We start from the raw sequence: 20,002 nt of genomic DNA on the forward strand, positions 1-20,002 counted from the left end.
TGGCCGGGAACCTTCCGGTGCAGGCCCCGAACCATCTCAAATCAAGATGTAGTCGATCTTAATTATTCATTTATAGGGATGCAAGCCAGAGCGTAGCATGGCAAGGACAGGTTGGCACAGGCCCTCTCGGCTGAGACGGCCCGGCAAACCGACCGATGAGGACGACACGACATGCTGCACACGGATGACAGGAACATTGCCGCGCTGGCCGCCGCCGGCGAGCGGGAAGCCGGCCCGTTCGCCGTCGCGCTGGCGGGACTGGTGGCATTGGCGGTGGCGATGGGCGTGGGCCGCTTCGCCTTCACACCGCTGCTGCCGATGATGCTGCACGACGGCAGCGTCAGCCTGGCGGGCGGTGGCTGGCTGGCCACCTGGAACTACATCGGCTATTTCGCCGGCGCCCTCGCCTGCCTCTTCATCCGCCCCGATGCGGCGCGCATGGTGCGCCTCGGCCTGGCGCTGACCGTGCTGCTCACCTTCGCCATGGCCGCGCCCGGCGGCATGACGGCCTGGTCCGTCTGGCGCGGCATGGCCGGCATCGCCAGCGCGCTGGTGATGGTGTACACCGCCGGCTGGTGCCTGCACCGCCTGGCCGAACTCGGACAGCCGGCGCTGGCCGGTCTGATCTTCTGCGGCCCCGGCCTGGGCATCGTCGTCACCGGGGTGTCGGCCTTCGGCATGGTCGCCGCAGGCTGGCAGGCAAACTGGGGCTGGCTGGCCTTCGGCGCCCTGGGCCTGCTGCTGACGGCCCTGGTCTGGCACGTGTTCACCCCCGAGGCCCGCGCCGCCAGCGAGGGCGCCCGCGCGGCCGCCCCGGACAGCGCGCCGCGCCTGGACGGCGGTACCTGGGCCCTGACCTTCGCCTACGGGCTGGCCGGCTTCGGCTACATCATCACCGCCACCTTCCTGCCGGTGATCGCGCGCCAGGCCATGCCGGGCTCGGTCTGGGCGGACCTGTTCTGGCCGGTGTTCGGCGTCGGCGTGACGGTGGGCGCGCTGCTGGCCACCCGGGTCGGCATTGCCCATGACAACCGGCGCCTGCTGGTGCTGACCTACGCGGTGCAGGCGCTGGGCGTGGCCATCGCGGTGGTCTGGCCCACGGTGGCGGGCTTCGCCCTGAGCAGCCTGCTGGCCGGGCTGCCCTTCACCGCCCTGGTCTCCTTCGCCATGCGCGAGGCGCGCCGGCTGTGGGGCGGGCAGGCCGCGCGCCTGATGGGGCTGATGACCGCCTCCTACGGGCTCGGCCAGATCGCCGGACCGCCGCTGGCGACGGCGCTGGTGGCCCGCGGCGGCGGCTTCGCCTCGTCGTTGTCGGCGGCCGCCGGCGCGCTCGTGCTGGGCGCGCTGATCTTCGCCTGCATGCTGCGGGTCCTGCCGTTGCCGTCGGCACGCTAGCGCGTTCTGCCCGCGCGGCGCAAGGGCGGGGACTGCGCTACAGTATCGCCTTCGCCGCCGCCGCGGTACCGCGGCCGGCGTGCTGCCGGAGCGATACGCCATGTCCTTTGCCTTGCAGCCCGCGCGCGCCGCGGGCGCCGCCCTGCCTGCCACGCCCGAGGAATGGCGCGTGCGCGTCGACCTTGCCGCCGCCTACCGGCTGGCCGCGCTGCAAGGCTGGGACGACCTGATCTACACCCATCTCTCGGCCACGGTACCGGGCGAGCCTGGCCACTTCCTCATCAATCCCTTCGGCTTCGCCTTCGACGAGATCCGCGCCAGCGACCTGGTCAAGATCAACGGCCGCGGCGAGGTGGTGGGCGAGAGCCGCCATCCGGTCAACGTGACCGGCTTCGCGCTGCACGCCGCGGTGCACGCGGCGCGCGCCGATGCCCACTGCGTCATGCACCTGCACAACACCGCCGGCGTGGCGGTCTCGGCCCAGGCCGGCGGCCTGCTGCCGCTGTCGCAGCACGCCATGCGCTTCCATGGCCGGCTCGGCTACCACGACTACGAGGGGCTGGCCTTCACGCCCGCCGAGGGCAGCCGCCTGACCGTCTCCCTGGGCGGCCATCCGGCCATGCTGCTGCGCAACCATGGCACGCTGACGGTGGGCCGCACCGTGGCCGAAGCCTATGTGCTGATGGCCACCCTGATCAAGGCCTGCGAAATCCAGATCGGCGCGCAGGCCGGCGGCGCGGTGGTGGCGGTACCCGAGCCGGTCGCCTCCAGGACGTCGGCGCAACTGCATGACGACGGCGCCGTCGAGGGCGAACTCGAATGGCCCGCGCTGCTGCGCAAACTCGATAGAATCGACGCTGGCTACAGGGACTGAACCGCCCTGGCCGGAGACAAGCAACCCGGCGGCGGCATGCATGCCACCCCGCCGGATCAATGGAGCTAACAAGCCATGCCGACTTACCACGTGGAACTGTTCGAGGGCCGCACCATCGAGCAGAAGCGCAAACTGGTGGAAGAAGTGACCCGCGTGACCTGCGAGACGCTGGGCTGCGCGCCCGGCGCCGTGGACATCATCATCACCGACGTCAAGCGCGAGAACTGGGCCACCGGCGGCGAACTCTGGGCCGACAAGAAGTAGCCGGGCCGCGGCGGAAACGCCCCACCCCCCGTCCCCGGGGCCGCCTGCGGCGGCCCTCGCCTCCCACAGCGCCACGGCCACCCATGCAGCACTTCGCCTCAGACAACTACGCCGGCTTCTGCCCGGAATCGCTCAAGTACTTCCTCGAAGCCAACGGCAGCGGCCACGAGCAGGCCTACGGCGACGACACCTGGACGCAGAAGGTCTGCGACCGCATCCGCGACCTGTTCCAGACCGACTGCGAGGTCTTCTTCGTCTTCAACGGCACCGCCGCCAACTCGCTGGCCCTGGCCGCCCTGTGCCAGTCCTACCATTCGGTGATCTGCCATGAGCTGGCGCACATCGAGACCGACGAATGCGGCGGTCCGGAGTTTTTCTCCAACGGTTCGAAGCTGCTGACCGCGCCGGGACCCGACGGCAAGCTGACGCCGGACGCGGTGGAGGCGCTGGTCACACGCCGCAGCGACATCCACTACCCCAAGCCCAAGGTGGTCTCGCTGACGCAGTCGAGCGAGGTCGGCACCGTCTACAGCGTGGAGGAAGTGCGCGCCATCGCCGCCATCGCCAAGCGGCGCCAGCTGCGCGTGCATATGGACGGCGCGCGCTTCGCCAACGCCGTGGCCTCGCTGGGCTGCCATCCGTCCGAGGTGACCTGGCGCGCCGGCGTCGACGTGCTGTGCTTCGGCGGCACCAAGAACGGCCTGCCGGTCGGCGAGGCGGTGGTCTTCTTCGACCGCCGGCTGGCCGAGGACTTCGCCTACCGCGTCAAGCAGGCCGGCCAGCTCGCCTCGAAGATGCGCTTCATCTCGGCGCCCTGGCTGGGGCTGCTGGAGAACGACGTGTGGCTGGCCAATGCGCGCCACGCCAACGCCATGGCGCAACTGCTGCATGAGCGCATCGCCGCCATCCCGGGCGTGCGCATCATGTTCCCCACACAGTCCAACGCGGTCTTCGCCGAACTGCCGCTGCCGGCGATCGAGACGCTGCGTGCCAAGGGCTGGCGCTTCTATACCTTCATCGGTGCCGGCGGCTGCCGCTTCATGTGCTCCTGGGACCTGCAGCCGGAGACCGTGGAAGCGCTAGCGCGCGACATGCGCGCCGCCTGCGGCGCCTGAAGCCGGCGGCGGGCGGCACCGGCAGCGGAACGCAGCCCGCAAACCCAACGATACGAGACAAGAACAGACCGGAGAGTCAAGCCATGCAAGCCTATCGATTCTGCCCGCAATGCGGCGCCCCCCTGCAACTGCTGCCCCTGTCGGGCCGCGAGCGCTATGCCTGCATCGAGCACGGATGCGGATTCGTGCACTGGAACAACCCGCTGCCCGTGCTGGCGGCCGTGGTCGAATACGAAGACAAGCTGCTGCTGGCGCGCAACGCGGCCTGGCCGGAGAAGATGTTCGCACTGGTGACCGGCTTCCTGGAGCGCGACGAAACGCCCGAGGAAGGCGTGGCACGCGAGCTCAAGGAGGAGACCAACCTCGACGCCCAGGGCGTGTCGCTGATCGGTGTCTACGAGTTCATGCGCAAGAACGAGCTGATCATCGCCTACCACGTGCAGGCCACGGGCACGGTGGCCCTGTCCGAGGAACTGGCCGAATACAAGCTGGTGGCACCGGAAGACATGCGCATCTGGAGCGCCGGCACCGGTTTCGCCGTGGCCGATTTCCTGGCCCGGCGCGGCTATCCGGTGCGCTTCTTCGATCGCCAGACCGGCGCGGACATCCCCGACCCGCGCCTGCGCGGCGGCGACGCTTCGCTACAATACCGGCTGTAGAACGATCGACATCGCAAGCGAAGCTGAGAGGAAGAGAGGAATGGAGTTCCAGAAAGAAGTGGATGCGCGCGGGCTGAACTGCCCGCTGCCGATCCTGCGGACCAAGAAGGCGCTGGCCGACATGGCCAGCGGCGAGGTGCTCAAGGTGCTGGCCACCGATCCGGGCGCCACGCGCGACTTCCAGGCCTTTGCCAAGCAGACCGGCAACGAGCTGCTGTCGCACCAGGAGGTCGACAAGGTCTTCGTGTTCTACATGCGCCGGCGCTGAGTCCGTCTGCGGCAACCGCCGCGCGGCCGGTCCCAAAGACAAAGCCCCCGCGACGCGGGGGCTTTTGTTTCAGGGCCGGCGTACCTGGCGGCCTGCCGGTACCTGCCGGTACCTGCTGGTGGCTACTGGCGGGCCTGCAGGTAGGCGCGGAAATCCGCCCCGACTTCGGCATGCTTGAGCGCGAACTCTACCGTGGCCTTCAGGTAGCCCAGCTTGCTGCCGCAGTCGTAGCGCACGCCGTTGTAGCGGTAGCCGAGCACCTGCTCGTGCGCCAGCAGGTGCTGGATCGCGTCGGTCAGCTGGTACTCGCCGCCGGCGCCCGGCTTCAGCTCGCGGATGTGCTCGAAGATGCGCGGCGTCAGGATATAGCGCCCGACCACACCCAGGTTGGAGGGTGCGTCCTCGGGTGCTGGCTTCTCGACGATGCCCGACATCTTGATCACCCGCTCATCCCACTCGCGGCCATCGATCACGCCATAGGAACGGCTCTGTTCCGGCGCGATCTCCTCGACGCCCAGCACCGAGCAGTTGTAGTGGTTGTACAGGTCCACCATCTGTTTCATCACCGGCGGATCGCCATCCAGCAGGTCGTCGGCCAGGATGATGGCAAAGGGCTCGTTGCCCACCAGCTTCTGCGCACACAAGACCGCATGGCCGAGGCCGAGCGCCTCCGGCTGGCGGACATAGAAGCACTCCACGTTGGCCGGCTTGATCGAGCGCACCACGTCGAGCAGCGCCTTCTTGTTCTTGGCCTCGAGCTCGGCCTCGAGCTCGTAGGCCTTGTCGAAGTGATCCTCGATGGCACGCTTGGAACGCCCGGTGACGAAAATCATCTCGGTGATGCCGGCGGCCATCGCCTCCTCGACCGCGTACTGGATCAAGGGCTTGTCCACCACTGGCAGCATTTCCTTCGGACTGGCCTTGGTGGCGGGCAGAAAGCGGGTTCCCAGCCCGGCTACCGGAAAGACTGCCTTGGTTACGCGGGTTTCCATGTCAGAGACTCCTATTGTCGTATTGGGGCGCTGCTGACCTGCCAAGCACGGTTCATGCCGGCAAGCGCTGCAGCTGGTCCTGCAACTTGGCCAGGGTCTGCTCGAAGTCGGCCAGGCGCTGCTGCTCCTGGGCCACGACGGCCGGCGGCGCCTTGGCGACAAAACTCTCGTTCGAGAGCTTGCCCCGGCACTTGCCGATCTCACCGCCGATGCGCTCGACCTCCTTGGCCAGGCGCGCCCGCTCGGCGGCGACGTCGATCTCGATCTTCAGCAGCAGACGATTGCCGCCGACGATGGCCACCGGTGCCCCCGCACCTTCGGCCATCAGTTCGCTCTCCTGTTCGAAGACGCGAACCTCGGAAAGTTTCGCCAGCGCCTTCACGTAGTCTGCCACGGACAGCAGGAAGGCACGATCGCCATGGGCGTACAGCGGGATCCGCTGCGCCGGCGAGATGTTCATTTCACCGCGCAGGTTGCGGCAGGCATCGACCGCGGCCTTGAGCTGCGCCACCCACTGCTCCGCGTCCTCGTCGATCTTGGCCAGCGCCGGCAGCGGATAGGCCTGGGTGGCGAGGCTCTCGCTGCCATCGCCCTTGGCGCGGCCGGCAAGCGGCGCCACCTTCTGCCACAGCTCCTCGGTGATGAAGGGGATGACCGGGTGGGCCAGGCGCAGCACCGTCTCCAGCACGCGCAGCAACGTGCGGCGCGTGGCGCGCTGCTGCGCCTCGCTGCCGTTCTGGATCTGCACCTTGGCCAGTTCCAGGTACCAGTCGCAGTACTCGTCCCAGACGAACTTGTAGATGGCACTGGCGATGTTGTCGAAGCGGTACTCGGCGAAGCCTTTCTCGACCTCGGCCTCCACGCGCTGCAGCAGCGAAACGATCCAGCGGTCGGCCTGCGAGAAATGCAGGTAGCCGTCGGGGCCGCAGTCGTTGCTGCACGGGCCGAGGCCGCAGTCATGGCCTTCGGTATTCATCAGCACGAAGCGGGTGGCGTTCCACAGCTTGTTGCAGAAGTTGCGGTAGCCCTCGCAGCGACCGGTGTCGAAGTTGATGTTGCGGCCCAGCGTGGCCAGCGAAGCGAAGGTGAAGCGCAGCGCATCGGCGCCGAAGGCCGGGATACCCTCGGGGAATTCCTTCTTGGTCTTGGCCTCGATCTTGGGCGCGTCCTTGGGGCGGCGCAGGCCGGTGGTGCGCTTCTTCAGCAGCGGCTCGAGCGCGATGCCGTCGATCAGGTCGACCGGATCCAGCGTGTTGCCCTCGGACTTGCTCATCTTCTTGCCTTCCGAATCGCGCACCAGGCCGTGCACGTAGACGGTATGGAAGGGCACCTTGCCGGTGAAGTGCTTGGTCATCATGACCATGCGCGCCACCCAGAAGAAGATGATGTCGTAGCCGGTGACCAGCACCGACGACGGCAGGAAGTGCTTCAGCTCGGGCGTCTGCTCGGGCCAGCCCAGCGAAGAGAACGGCACCAGCGCGGACGAGAACCAGGTGTCGAGCACATCGTCCTCGCGGCGCAGCGCGCCGTCGTAGCCGGCGGCGCGGGCCTTGGCCAGGGCCTCCTGCTCGTCGCGCGCCACGTAGCAGTTGCCGGCGCCGTCGTACCAGGCGGGGATCTGGTGGCCCCACCAGAGCTGGCGCGAGATGCACCAGTCCTGGATGTTCTCCAGCCACTGGTTGTAGGTGCTGTTCCAGTTCTCCGGCACCAGCTTGATCTCGCCGCTCTGCACCGCCTCCAGCGCGACCTCGGCGATCGAACGGCCCGGATGGAAGGTGCCCTCCGGCGCCGGCTTGCTCATTGCCACGAACCACTGGTCGGTCAGCATCGGCTCGATCACGCTGCCGGTGCGCTCGCTGCGCGGCGTCATCAGCTTGTGCTTCTTGACCTCGGCCAGCAGGCCCTGCGCGTCGAGATCGGCAACGACGCGCTGGCGCGCCTCGAAGCGGTCGAGGCCGGCGTAGGCGGCAGGCGCGTCGGCCACCACCTTGGCATCCAGCGTCAGGATGGAGATCTGCGGCAGCTGGTGGCGCTGGCCCACGGCGTAGTCGTTGAAGTCGTGCGCGGGCGTGACCTTGACCACGCCGGTGCCGAACTCGCGGTCGACGTAGGCATCGGCGATCACCGGGATCTGGCGGCCGGTCAGCGGCAGGTGCACCGACTTGCCGATCAGGTGGGCATAGCGCTCATCCTCGGGGTGGACCATCACGGCGACGTCGCCAAGCATGGTCTCCGGACGGGTGGTGGCGACGGTCAGGTGGGTCAGGCCGGCCTTGGTATCCGCCTCCACCAGCGGGTAGCGGATATGCCACAGCGAACCCTCTTCCTCGACGCTGTCCACCTCCAGGTCCGACACCGCCGTGCCCAGCACCGGATCCCAGTTGACCAGGCGCTTGCCGCGATAGATCAGGCCCTGCTCGTGCAGGCGCACGAAGACCTCGGTGACCGCCTTCGACATCTCCGGCGACATCGTGAAGTACTCGCGCGTCCAGTCGATCGAGGCGCCCATGCGGCGCACCTGGCGCGTGATGGTCGAGCCCGACTCCTCCTTCCACGCCCACACCTTCTCGGTGAACTTCTCGCGGCCCAGGTCATGGCGCGAGACGCCCTGCGCCTCGAGCTGGCGCTCGACCACGATCTGCGTGGCGATGCCCGCGTGGTCCGTGCCCGGCACCCACAGCGTGTTGGCGCCCAGCATGCGCGCGTGCCGCGCCAGGCCATCCATGATGGTCTGGTTGAAGGCATGGCCCATGTGCAGCGTGCCGGTCACGTTCGGCGGCGGCAGCTGGATGGCGAAATCGGGCTTGGCCGGATCGAAGGTCGGCTGGGCGATGCCGCGCCGTTCCCACTCGGGGCCCCACTTGGCCTCGATGGCGGAGGGTTCGAAGCTCTTGGCGAGGGACTGGTCTTGGGAGGTCATGCTCGGGTATCGATGATTGCGTCGGATTCTGCGCCCCCGGGTCGGACAGGCTGGATGCGCCGGGGCAAACCACAAATTATAGGGGAGCCGGCATGGCGGGTGCGCGAAATGGCCCGGCGGCCGGCATCCACGGCAACGCCAGGGCGCGAATCCGGAATCGATCCGAGCCGCATTGTGCACCTCGAAAAGGGATGCAGGTGCCACTTTCCCCTACCTCCTGCGAGGGGATGCCGGACCCCGCACCCCGCCCCGGACGCGTCCGCGGCAGGCCTGCGCGTCCCGCCCCGGCGCAGGCCGCCCGGTATAATCCGCTGGCATTCCACAAGGCCCTCCCGATGCCAGACCTGCTCGCCAATCTCAACGCCGAACAACTCGCCGCCGTCACCCTGCCCGACGAACCGGCCCTGATCCTGGCGGGCGCGGGCAGCGGCAAGACGCGCGTGCTGACCACCCGCATCGCCTGGCTGATCCAGAACGGCCACGTCTCGCCGGCCGGCATCCTGGCGGTGACCTTCACCAACAAGGCCGCCAAGGAAATGCAGACGCGCCTGTCGGCCATGCTGCCCGTCAACACGCGCGCGATGTGGATCGGCACCTTCCACGGCCTGTGCAACCGCATGCTGCGCGCGCACTTCCGCGACGCCGGGCTGCCGCAGACCTTCGCCATCCTGGACAGCCAGGACCAGCTCTCCGCCCTCAAGCGGCTGCTCAAGGCGCACAACGTCGACGACGAGAAGTACCCGGCCAAGAACCTGCAGTACTTCATCAACAATGCCAAGGAGCAGGGGCTGCGCCCGGCCGACGTCGAGGCCAACGACGACTTCAACAAACGCTTCGTCGACCTCTACGCCGCCTACGACGAGCAGTGCCAGCGCGAGGGCGTGGTCGACTTCGCCGAACTGCTGCTGCGCTGCTACGAACTGCTGCGCTACAACGACGCCATCCGCCAGCACTACCAGCACCGCTTCCGCCATATCCTGGTCGACGAGTTCCAGGACACCAACGTGCTGCAGTACCAGTGGCTCAAGCTGCTGGCGGGCTTCGGCACGCAGCATCCGGCGGCGGTGTTCGCGGTGGGCGACGACGACCAGAGCATCTATGCCTTCCGCGGCGCCAACGTCGGCAATATGCGCGACTTCGAACACGAGTTCCGCGTGCGCCGGCTGATCAAGCTGGAACAGAACTACCGCTCGCACGGGCACATCCTGGACTCGGCCAACCACCTGATCTCGCACAATGCGCGCCGCCTCGGCAAGAACCTGCGTACCGACGCCGGCCACGGCGAGCCGGTGCGCGTGTTCCAGGCCGACTCCGACGGGCGCGAAGCGGCCTGGCTGCTCGACGAGATCCGCGACCAGGTGGCACAGGGCGCCAGCCGCTCCGAGATCGCCATCCTCTACCGCAGCAACGCGCAGTCGCGCGTGATCGAGCATGCGCTGTTCTCGGCCGGCATCCCCTACCGGGTCTACGGCGGCCTGCGCTTCTTCGAGCGCGCGGAAATCAAGCACGCGCTGGCCTACCTGCAGCTGCTGGAGAACCCGCGCAACGACGCTGCCTTCGGCCGCGTGGTCAACTTCCCCACGCGCGGCATCGGTGCGCGCTCGCTGGAAACGCTGCAGGACGCCGCGCGCCAGTACAACTGCTCGCTGTTCGAGGCGGTCGCCTACGTGCCGGGCAAGGCCGGCAGCACGCTCGGCGCCTTCGTGCGGCTGATCGAGCAGATGCGCGCCGACACGCGCCGCATGACGCTGCCCGAGACGGTCGAGCACGTCACCAACACGAGCGGCCTGGTCACCCACTACCAGGGTGAGAAGGAAGGCCAGGACCGCATCGAGAACTTGCAGGAACTGGTGACGGCGGCGCAGGCCTTCGTGGTCGAGGAAGGCTACGGCCTGGATGCGCTCGCCGCCGTGCTGCCCGCCGAACCGGCAGGCACGCGGGCCCTCGCCGCGGGCGACCAGGTCCAGCAGGTGCTGGACCCGGAAGCGCTGCCGGTGGTGATGACGCCGCTGGTCGCCTTCCTCACGCACGCCTCGCTGGAGGCGGGCGACAACCAGGCCCAGGCAGGCCAGGACGCGGTGCAGATGATGACCGTGCATGCCGCCAAGGGCCTGGAGTTCGACGTGGTCTTCATCACCGGGCTGGAAGAAGGCCTGTTCCCGCACGAGAACAGCATGATGGACCCGGACGGCCTGGAGGAAGAGCGCCGCCTGATGTATGTGGCCATCACGCGCGCGCGCAAGCGCCTCTACCTGTCCTTCGCGCAGAGCCGCGTGCTGCACGGCCAGATGCGCTACCACGTGCGCTCGCGCTTCTTCGAAGAACTGCCCGACGCGGCACTCAAATGGCTGACTCCGCCCGCCGCCGGCCCCGGCAGCCAGCCGCGCCGGCAGAACGAAGGCGGCTGGGGGCGCGACTGGTTCAAGAAGCCGGAGGACGTGCCCTTCACTGGCAGCAAACCCACTGGCGGCATGGACCGCGGCAACAACTACGCGAACGCGCAGCGCGAGGCCGGCAGTGGCTTCCGCATCGGGCAGGGGGTGTTCCACAACAAGTTCGGCGAGGGTGTGATCACGGCGCTGGAAGGCAGTGGCGCGGATGCGCGCGCCAATATCAACTTCAAGCGGCATGGTGCCAAGTGGCTGGCGTTGGCTGTGGCTAAGCTGGATCCTATTGATTGATTGGGGATTGGGGCTTGGACCCGACTGCCGGCCGCTATCGGACTGCTTGAGGTGTCGCGCTTTGTCGAGCGGTGTTGGCGGTGTTGGCGGTTGCACCCAACGGCCGGCCGCTCTCGGATTGCTTGAGGTGTCGCATTTTGTTGGTCGGCGTTGGCGGTTGGACCCAACGACCGTACGACATCCCCCTGCGGGGGCTGCCGGTCACTTTTCTTTGCGTTCTGCAAAGAAAAGTAACCCAAAGAAAGCAGACCCTGCCGGGGGCAGAGCAATCAGGCTCGCCGGCTTAGTCGCCGGCTGTGGTGGGCGTGGCGGCTCTGCTGGTCGCTGCCGTTCGCGTGGCGGGCCATCACGGCATTACGACCTTCCTGAGTTCTATTGCCTTGCCCCTGATGGCAGGCGGCCTTGGTAGTTCGACCATCTGCCGTTACCGGGGAGGAGCGCCACTTCCTTGGCGGCGTGCGTGGTTGCATTGCAGGCCTGGGGCTCCCGTGCAAGCCGGGCAGCAAGCGTGATTGCCAGCAGGATCTCGACGAAGGAAGGCCCAGGGTGAAGTCCGCTCGGGCCCACCCATGAGGAGTGGCACTCCACGTCGACCACTTTGCGTTTCAATCGCCAGGAACCACAACAGCGCCCCTCACGCCAAACCGGGGGCCACTTCCCGGCAATAGGACCAGCGCCATTCAGTAGAGAGCGACCATCCGCCCCGGTATCGGCAGATGGTCGAACCACCTCGCCGCCCGCCATCAGGGGCCCACCATCCCTGCTCGCGACATCGGCAGCGCCGACCACGTCCGCACCGGCCGCGGCAGCGACCAGCAGAGCCGCCACGCACGCCACAAAGCACAAAGGGCGCCGAAGCGCCCTTTGTTCTATTGCGCCGCGGCACCCTCCCCGCAACACATCTCCGGCAAGCCCGAAAACCTCAGACCTTGCCTGCCACCCATTCGCTGACACCCGCCAGCGCCTGCGGCAGCTTGGCCGGCTCGGTGCCACCGGCCTGTGCCATGTCCGGGCGGCCGCCGCCCTTGCCGCCGACCTGCTGGGCGACAAAGTTGACCAGCTCACCCGCCTTCACCTTGGCGGTCGCATCGGCGGTCACGCCGGCGATCAGGCTGACCTTGCCGTCGGCTACCGCGGCCAGCACGATGGCCGCGCTGCCCAGCTTGTCCTTGAGCTTGTCCATGGTCTCGCGCAGCGTCTTGACGTCGGCACCGTCGAGCTGGGCGGCCAGCACCTTCAGGCCCTTGATGTCGACGGCCTGCGCGGCCAGTTCGTCGCCCTGCGAGGCGGCCAGCTTGCTCTTCAGGCGCTCCAGTTCCTTCTCCAGCGCGCGCACCTGCTCCTGCACCTGGCCGATGCGCGGCACCAGTTCGGACGGCTGTGCCTTCAGCGCGGCGGCGGCCTCGTTGAGCTTGGCATCGAGCGCCTGCAGGTAATGCAGCGCGTTGTCGCCGGTGATTGCCTCGACCCGGCGGATGCCGGCGGCCACGCCGCCTTCCACCACGATCTTGAACAGGCCGATGTCGCCGCTGCGGTGCACGTGGGTGCCGCCGCACAGTTCCTTCGAGCTGCCGATCGACAGCACGCGCACGTCGTCGGCGTACTTCTCGCCGAACAACGCCATGGCGCCGCTCTTGACGGCGTCGTCGAAGGCCATGACCTCGGCGCGCGTGTCTTCGTTCTTCAGGATCTCCGCGTTGACGATCTCCTCGACGCGGCGGATCTCGTCGTCGCTCAGGGGCGCGTTGTGCGAGAAGTCGAAGCGGGTCTTGTCGGCGTCGACCAGCGAGCCCTTCTGCTGCACGTGGGCGCCCAGCACCTCGCGCAGGGCCTTGTGCATCAGGTGGGTGGCCGAGTGGTTGCGCATGGTGCGCGCGCGGCGCAGCGCGTCGACCTCGGCGCGCACGGTGTCGCCCACCTTGAGCGGGGCGCCGGACAGCGTGCCCTGGTGGCCGAACACTTCGGCCTGGATCTTGGTGGTATCGGCCACGGCGAACTGCGCGGCACCGGCCTGCAGCACGCCCTGGTCGCCGGCCTGGCCGCCGGATTCGGCGTAGAAGGGGGTGTTGTCGAGCACGACCACGCCGCTCTGGCCCGGCTGCATGGCATCGACGGCGGCGCCGTCGACATACAGCGCGGTCACGCGGGCACCGTCGACCACCAGCTTGTCATAGCCGTGGAAGGCGGTCTTGTCGCCGTTGTACTCCAGGCCGGCGGCCATCTTGAACTTGCCGGCCGCGCGCGCCTGTTCGCGCTGGCGGCTCATGGCGGCATCGAAGGCGGCCTCGTCCACGCTGAGCTCCTGCTCGCGGCAGACGTCCTGGGTCAGGTCGAGCGGGAAGCCGAAGGTGTCGTGCAGCTTGAAGGCCAGCTCGCCATCGAGCACCTTGCCGCCCTGGGACTTCAGTTCGGCCACGGCCGCGTCGAGGATGGACATGCCGTTCTCGATGGTCTCGAAGAAGCGTTCTTCCTCGGCCTTCAGCACCTCGATCACGCGTGCCTGCGCCTCGGCAAGTTCGGGATAGGCTTCGCCCATCTGCGCCACCAGGTCCGGCACCAGCTTGTGGAAGAACGGGGTCTTCCGGCCCAGCTTGTAGCCGTGGCGGATGGCGCGGCGGATGATCCGGCGCAGCACGTAGCCGCGGCCTTCGTTGCCGGGGATCACGCCGTCGACGATCAGGAAGGAGCAGGCGCGGATGTGGTCGGCGATGACCTTCAGCGAGTTCTGCGCCAGGTCGGCGGTATGCGTCTCGCGGCCGGCCGCCTGGATCAGTGCCTGGAACAGGTCGATCTCGTAGTTGCTGTGCACGTGCTGCAGCACCGCGGCGATGCGCTCCAGGCCCATGCCGGTGTCCACGCACGGCTTGGGCAGGCGCGGCATATTGCCCTGCTCGTCGCGGTTGAACTGCATGAACACCAGGTTCCAGATCTCGATGTAGCGGTCGCCGTCGGCGTCCGGCGATCCCGGCGGGCCGCCCCACACGTCCGGGCCGTGGTCGTAGAAGATTTCCGAGCACGGGCCGCAGGGACCGGTGTCGGCCATCTGCCAGAAGTTGTCCGAGGCGTAGCGCGCGCCCTTGTTGTCACCGATGCGCACGATGCGCTCGACCGGCACGCCGACTTCCTTGGCCCAGATGTCATAGGCCTCGTCGTCTTCCTCGTACACCGTGACCCACAGCTTGTCGGCCGGCAGCTTGTAGACCTGGGTCAGCAGTTCCCAGGCGTACTGGATCGCTTCGCGCTTGAAATAGTCGCCGAAGGAGAAGTTGCCCAGCATCTCGAAGAAGGTGTGGTGCCGCGCGGTGTAGCCCACGTTCTCCAGGTCGTTGTGCTTGCCGCCGGCGCGCACCGAGCGCTGCGCCGAGGTGGCGCGGGTGTAGGGGCGCTTGTCGGTGCCGAGGAAGACGTCCTTGAACTGCACCATGCCGGAGTTGGTGAACAGCAGCGTCGGGTCGTTCGCCGGCACCAGGCTGGACGAGCGGACCACGGTATGGCCCTTCGACTCGAAGTACTGCAGGAACTTGCTGCGGATGTCGGAGACTTTCATGTTGGGGCAAGGGCGTCCCGCGGCGGAGCGGTGAACGGCCGGTCGGATGGAATTTGCAAACTTTTTATTATACGGGCAAGCCAGTTGCCCCGGCAGCCCCGGGCGGATGCGCGCCACGCCGGCCGCCGGCCGCGCCGGCACCGCGCATCCGAGTGCCTTGTCGTGCCCTTACCCCAGGCCAGGAAGGCTGCGCCCGCCGCCGCGGATGTTACAGTGGCGCCTGCCCGTGCCGGCTGCGCCTCGACTGCGCTGCGCACCGGCGCCGCCGCTTTCCTCCACCCCTTCCTCGTTTCCGATTCCTGCCTGCCGTCATGGGAGCCTTAAGCCATCTCCGCGTTCTCGACCTGACCCGCGTGCTCGCCGGGCCATGGTGCGCCCAGAACCTCGCCGACTTCGGCGCCGATGTGATCAAGATCGAGCGCCCCGGCGCCGGCGACGACACCCGCACCTGGGGCCCGCCCTGGCTGCAGACTCCGGCCGGCGACGACACCGCCGAGGCCGCCTACTATCTCGCCGCCAACCGCAACAAGCGCTCGGTCACCTGCGACATCAGCACGCCCGAGGGCCAGGCCCTGGTGCGCGCGCTGGCCGCGCAGAGCGATGTGGTGCTGGAGAACTACAAGGTCGGCCAGCTCAAGAAATACGGGCTCGACTACGACTCGCTCAAGGCCGTCAAGCCGGACATCATCTACTGCTCGGTGACCGGCTTCGGCCAGACCGGCCCCTATGCCGCCCGCCCGGGCTACGACTTCATCGTCCAGGGCATGGGCGGCTTCATGAGCCTGACCGGCGAGCGCGACGACCTGCCCGGCGGCGGCCCGCAGAAGGCCGGCGTGGCCATCTCCGACCTGATGACCGGCCAGTACGCCACCATCGCCGTGCTGGCCGCGCTGGCACACCGCGAGCGCACCGGCGAGGGCCAGTACATCGACATGGCCCTGCTCGACGTGCAGGTGGCCATGCTGGCCAATATGAACACCAATTACCTGGCCAGCGGCGTGGCGCCCAAGCGCTGGGGCAATGCCCATCCGAACATCGTGCCCTACCAGACCTTCCAGGCGGCCGACGGCTGGATCATCGTGGCGGTGGGCAACGACGGCCAGTTCCGCAAGTTCGTCAATGCCGGCGGCCGCCCCGAACTGGCCGACGACGCGCGCTTCGCCACCAACCCCCAGCGCGTCGCGCAGCGCGATACGCTGGTGCCGATCCTGGCCGAGATGGTGCGCCCGCGCACGCGCGCGCAGTGGATCGCCGACCTGGAGGCGGCCGGCGTGCCGTGCGGCCCGATCAATACGCTCGACGACGTCTTCGACGACGAGCAGGTCAAGGCGCGCGGCCTGCGCGTGGACCTGCCCCACCCGAGCGCGGGCACGGTCAAGCTGGTCGGCAGCCCGATCAAGATGAGCGCCACCCCGCCCGAGGCGGTACGCCACCCGCCGCTGCTGGGCGAGCACACCGATGACGTGCTGGCGGACGTGCTTGGCTATGCGCCGGAGCAGATTGCCGCGCTGCGCGACAAAGGCGTGGTATAAGTCACACGAATACGCCGCACGAGCAAGCGGCGCCGGTAAGCCTCACGGGCCGGCCCGGCAGCCGCGGCCGGGCCGGCCCCGCACACGCCGTCGCCGCGCGCGCCGGATCCCTACCGCAGTCCGTACCGCAGCCCCGCCGTCCGCCGTCGCGCCGCCACGCCCAAAGGAGACCGTAGCCATGCTGACCGATGCCCTGCTGGCCTTTCTGCATTTCACCGCCATCTTCGCGCTGATCACCTTCCTGGCCGCCGAGGCGGTGGTGCTGAGGCCCGGGCTGACGCCGGCCGCGCTCAAGCGGCTGTCCGTCTACGACCTGCTCTATTTCCTGTGCGCCATGCTGGTGCTGGCAAGCGGCCTGCTGCGCCTGTTCTTCGGCGCCAAGGGCGCCGGCTTCTACCTGCCCAACCCCTGGTTCCACGCCAAGATGACGGTGTTCGTGGTGATCGCGCTGTGCTCGCTGCCGCCGACCCGCGCCTTCTCGCGCTGGCGCAAGCGGGCGCGCAGCGAGCCCGGCTTCGTGCCGGCCGAGGCCGAGCTGAAACGCGCACGCCGCTGGGTCATGATCGAGGCCCACCTGCTGATCCTGCTGCCGCTGTGCGCCGTGATGATGGCGCGCGGTATCGGCCTCAAATAGAACCGGCCCGCCCCTCCAGGCGCGCGTCCCGGCTGCCGGGACCTGCGCCCCGCTATTCCAATCGAGACCAGACCTCATGCTGAAAAAAGTGTTCGCCGCCGCGCTGGTGGCCGCCGCCCTGCCGCTGTCCTGGACCGCGCCCGCCGCCGCCGCGCCGGCCTGGCCGGCCCGCCCGATCAAGTTCGTCGTGCCCTACCCGGCCGGCGGCCCGCTCGACACCGTGGCGCGCGCCATCGGCGACAAGCTCAAGGACAGCCTGGGCCAGCCCGTGATCGTGGAGAACCGGCCGGGCGCCGGCGGCAACCTGGGGGCCGACTACGTCGCCAAGCAGGCCCCGGACGGCTACACCATCGTCATGGGCGCTGTCGCCACCCATGCCATCAACCCGACCCTGTTCTCCAAGCTGCCCTACGACCCGGTCAAGGACTTCGCGCCCATCACCCTGGTGGCCGACGTGCCGAACGTGCTGCTGATGCATCCCGGCAAGGCGGCCGAGCTGCATATCAACAATGTGCGCGACCTGGTGGAATACGCGCGCAAGCACCCGGGCAAGCTCGACTACGCCTCGGGCGGCAACGGCAGCGCCGGCCACCTGTCGGGCGAGCTGTTCAAGAGCATGGCCCATGTCAGCATGGTCCATATCCCGTACAACGGTGCCGCGCCGGCCCAGTTGTCGGTGCTGTCGGGCCAGACCGACGTGATCTTCGATAACCTCGCCTCGGCCTCGGCCAATATCAAGGCGGGCAAGCTCAAGGCCTTCGCGGTCACCACGGCCGCGCGCGCCGCCGCTTTCCCCGAGCTGCCCACCATCGCCGAGGCCGGCAAGGGCCTGGGGCTCGAAGGCTTCGACATCTCCACCTGGTTCGGCGTGCTGGCGCCGGCGCGCACGCCGCGCGAGATCGTCGAGCGGCTCAACCATGACATCGTAGCCATCCTCAAGACCGACGACATGAAAGCCATGCTGGCGCGCATCGGCGCCCAGCCGGCGCCGACCACGCCCGAGCAGTTCGGCGCGCTGATCCAGCGCGAACTGAAGAAGTACGGCCAGGTGGTCAAGGTGTCCGGCGCCAAGGTCGACTGAGGCCCGGCCCGGGGCCGCAGGCCAGGCCGCAATTCAGGCCGCCGCAGGCTCCCCGCCGCCGCCCCGCGGCGGCCGCGCACCGGGCTTGCGCGGCAGCAGCAGGCCGACCTGCAGGATACGCGGCCCTTCCATGCGCACCGCAGTCAGCCTCAGGCCGGCAATCTCCACCGCGTCGCCCTCGACCGGTGGCGAGGCGAAGGCGCGCAGCATGGCTGCGCCCAGGGTCAGTGGTGCCTCGGCCGGCGTCAGCGCGCGGCTGCCGTAGAGTGCCGCCACATCGCGCAGGAAGGCATCGCCTGACAGCAGGAAGTCATGCGAGGCATGGGCCCAGGCGGGCGCCGGCCCGGGCGCCTGGAACAGCATCGACAGCATCGGCACGCTGGCGGCAGGTGCCAGGACCGAGACCAGGTCGCCCGCCCGCAGCAGGGTCTGCTCCGGGGCGGCCAGCGCTGCATCCCGCACCACCGTCAGCAGCCGGCAGCGCGGCGGCAACTCCAGCTGGTCGGCCCGCACATTCTCTACCGGCGCCTCCGCCCCTACCTTGAACTGCATCAGGTCCAGCGCCGGCGCCCGCGTGCCGTGCAGCCGCGCGCGCGCCAGCGGCTCGGGATAGGGCTGGCGCAGCACGCGTGCCAGCCGCGCCGCCAGCGCCACCGTCGTACCCTGGAACAGCAGGCTGGCCAGCACCACGGCGAAGGCGATGCGGAACAGCAACCCGGCGTCGGGCAGGCCATGCAGCATCGGGAACAGTGCCAGCACGATCGGCACTGCGCCGCGCAGTCCCATCCAGGCCACGAAACCCTTCTCGCGCGCGCTGAAGCGGAACGGCAGCAGCGCGGCGAACACCGCCAGCGGACGGGCCACCAGCATCAGGAAGGCCGCCACGGCGACGGCGGGCAGGGCCACATCCCAGATCCGGTGCGGCGCCACCAGCAGGCCGAGCAGCAGGAACATGGCCGACTGTGCCAGCCAGGCCATGCCGTCCATGGCGCGCATGGTGTCCGCGCTGACCGCGCGCTCGCGGTTGCCCACCAGCATGCCGGCCAGGTAGACCGCCAGGAAACCGCTGCCTCCGGCGCTCTGCACGATGGCGAAGACCATGGCGCCGCCGGCGCACAGCAGGATCGCCTGCAGGCCTTCGGCCACCTGCACGCGCTCCAGCACATTGGCCAGGCAATATCCGAGGCCGAGGCCGAGCGCTCCGCCCACGCCGAACTGCACCAGCAGGCGCCAGGCGAGGCCGCCCGCGGACAGGCCCGCCGGCGAGGCGATCCACTCCATCAGCGTCAAGGTCAGGAAGATCGCCATCGGGTCGTTGATGCCCGACTCGATCTCGAGCACGCTGGCGACGCGCTCCTTGAGCCGCACACCGCTGCTGTTGAGCAGCGAGAACACCGCCGCCGCGTCGGTCGAGCCGACGATGGCGCCCAGCAGCAGGCCCAGCTTCCAGTCGATGCCGAGCAGCCAGGCGGCGAACAGCCCCACCACTCCGGTGGTGATCAGCACACCCACGGTGGCCAGTGACAACGAGGGCCGCAATGCCACGCGGAAGGTGGTGTAGCGCGTACGCAGGCCGCCGTCGAGCAGGATCACCGCCAGGGCGAGATTGCCGACCAGGAAGCTGAGCCAGGTATCGGCGAAGCGGATGCCGCCCGGGCCATCCACCCCGGCCAGCATGCCGACGGCCAGGAATACCAGCAGGAAGGGCACGCCCCAGCGTGCCGAGAAGGCGCCCACCACGATGCCCAGCGACATCACGATGGCGCCGATCAGGATGATGTGCTCGATGCTGTCCAATCCGCGCCCCGGGGATGTTTGATGGTTCGGGCCGGCCCGGGCGGGCCGGCCAACTACCGGCCAACTACCGGCTGATGATAGCGCAGCCTCCGTGACGCTTTCCGCATGCCAGGCCTGCCTCGGGCACCCATTCCTACGGATGTTTCCGAATGTCTTATAGGTACATACCCTTGTATTGACCAAGTTTGAATACATCCGAAAGGTATCTGAAAGGTATGCCCCTTAATTTCCACCCTGCCTCGC

At 68.5% G+C, this 20,002-nt stretch carries 14 protein-coding genes; 10 read left to right on the plus strand and 4 right to left on the minus strand.

The genetic code is table 11. The annotated features are described in order from the left end of the window. Nucleotides 1–171 precede the first annotated feature (171 nt). The 6 genes from BKK80_RS16380 (at nucleotide 172) to BKK80_RS16405 (ending at nucleotide 4,575) form a co-directional block, all read left to right on the plus strand. A complete protein-coding gene (locus tag BKK80_RS16380; protein ID WP_071038089.1) occupies nucleotides 172–1,395 on the plus strand; it encodes a YbfB/YjiJ family MFS transporter in 1,224 nt (407 codons plus the stop codon). 100 nt (nucleotides 1,396–1,495) lie between these two features. After that, a complete protein-coding gene (locus BKK80_RS16385) occupies nucleotides 1,496–2,269 on the plus strand; it encodes a class II aldolase/adducin family protein (protein ID WP_071014625.1) in 774 nt (257 codons plus the stop codon). 75 nt (nucleotides 2,270–2,344) lie between these two features. Further along, nucleotides 2,345–2,533, plus strand: coding sequence for a 4-oxalocrotonate tautomerase (locus tag BKK80_RS16390; protein WP_071014628.1), 189 nt, complete (start codon nucleotides 2,345–2,347; stop codon nucleotides 2,531–2,533). Nucleotides 2,534–2,616: 83 nt separating this feature from the next. Beyond that, a complete protein-coding gene (locus BKK80_RS16395; RefSeq protein ID WP_071038088.1) occupies nucleotides 2,617–3,648 on the plus strand; it encodes a threonine aldolase family protein in 1,032 nt (343 codons plus the stop codon). An 83-nt stretch (nucleotides 3,649–3,731) separates the two neighbouring features. Next, nucleotides 3,732–4,307, plus strand: a complete 576-nt coding sequence (locus BKK80_RS16400) for an NUDIX hydrolase (RefSeq protein ID WP_071014633.1) — start codon at nucleotides 3,732–3,734, stop codon at nucleotides 4,305–4,307. Nucleotides 4,308–4,347: 40 nt separating this feature from the next. Further along, nucleotides 4,348–4,575, plus strand: a complete 228-nt coding sequence (locus BKK80_RS16405; protein WP_071014635.1) for a sulfurtransferase TusA family protein — start codon at nucleotides 4,348–4,350, stop codon at nucleotides 4,573–4,575. A 122-nt stretch (nucleotides 4,576–4,697) separates the two neighbouring features. On the opposite strand, the gene galU is transcribed toward BKK80_RS16405, so the two are convergent. Further along, a complete protein-coding gene (gene galU, locus BKK80_RS16410; RefSeq protein ID WP_071014638.1) occupies nucleotides 4,698–5,567 on the minus strand; it encodes a UTP--glucose-1-phosphate uridylyltransferase GalU in 870 nt (289 codons plus the stop codon). A 52-nt stretch (nucleotides 5,568–5,619) separates the two neighbouring features. Continuing rightward, complete coding sequence (locus BKK80_RS16415) at nucleotides 5,620–8,487, minus strand: valine--tRNA ligase (protein ID WP_071070218.1); 2,868 nt, start codon at nucleotides 8,485–8,487, stop codon at nucleotides 5,620–5,622. A 335-nt stretch (nucleotides 8,488–8,822) separates the two neighbouring features. Between BKK80_RS16415 and BKK80_RS16420 the strand changes: the two genes are divergently transcribed. Then, entirely contained in the window at nucleotides 8,823–11,168 is a 2,346-nt protein-coding gene (locus BKK80_RS16420; protein WP_071070220.1) for a UvrD-helicase domain-containing protein, read from the plus strand. Nucleotides 11,169–12,090: 922 nt separating this feature from the next. On the opposite strand, the gene alaS is transcribed toward BKK80_RS16420, so the two are convergent. Continuing rightward, nucleotides 12,091–14,715, minus strand: coding sequence for an alanine--tRNA ligase (alaS, locus tag BKK80_RS16425; protein WP_071070222.1), 2,625 nt, complete (start codon nucleotides 14,713–14,715; stop codon nucleotides 12,091–12,093). Nucleotides 14,716–15,026: 311 nt separating this feature from the next. Between alaS and BKK80_RS16430 the strand changes: the two genes are divergently transcribed. The 3 genes from BKK80_RS16430 (at nucleotide 15,027) to BKK80_RS16440 (ending at nucleotide 17,962) form a co-directional block, all read left to right on the plus strand. After that, nucleotides 15,027–16,247, plus strand: a complete 1,221-nt coding sequence (locus tag BKK80_RS16430) for a CaiB/BaiF CoA transferase family protein (RefSeq protein ID WP_071014648.1) — start codon at nucleotides 15,027–15,029, stop codon at nucleotides 16,245–16,247. Nucleotides 16,248–16,425: 178 nt separating this feature from the next. Beyond that, entirely contained in the window at nucleotides 16,426–16,881 is a 456-nt protein-coding gene (locus BKK80_RS16435; RefSeq protein ID WP_071014651.1) for a DUF2214 family protein, read from the plus strand. A gap of 76 nt (nucleotides 16,882–16,957) precedes the next feature. After that, a complete protein-coding gene (locus tag BKK80_RS16440; protein ID WP_071014653.1) occupies nucleotides 16,958–17,962 on the plus strand; it encodes a tripartite tricarboxylate transporter substrate binding protein in 1,005 nt (334 codons plus the stop codon). A gap of 33 nt (nucleotides 17,963–17,995) precedes the next feature. Here BKK80_RS16440 and BKK80_RS16445 read toward each other — a convergent pair whose 3' ends face one another. Further along, nucleotides 17,996–19,759, minus strand: a complete 1,764-nt coding sequence (locus BKK80_RS16445; RefSeq protein WP_071014655.1) for a potassium/proton antiporter — start codon at nucleotides 19,757–19,759, stop codon at nucleotides 17,996–17,998. Between the last annotated feature and the right edge of the window lie 243 nt (nucleotides 19,760–20,002).

The sequence above is a fragment of the Cupriavidus malaysiensis genome (genome assembly GCF_001854325.1).
GTDB lineage: Bacteria > Pseudomonadota > Gammaproteobacteria > Burkholderiales > Burkholderiaceae > Cupriavidus > Cupriavidus malaysiensis.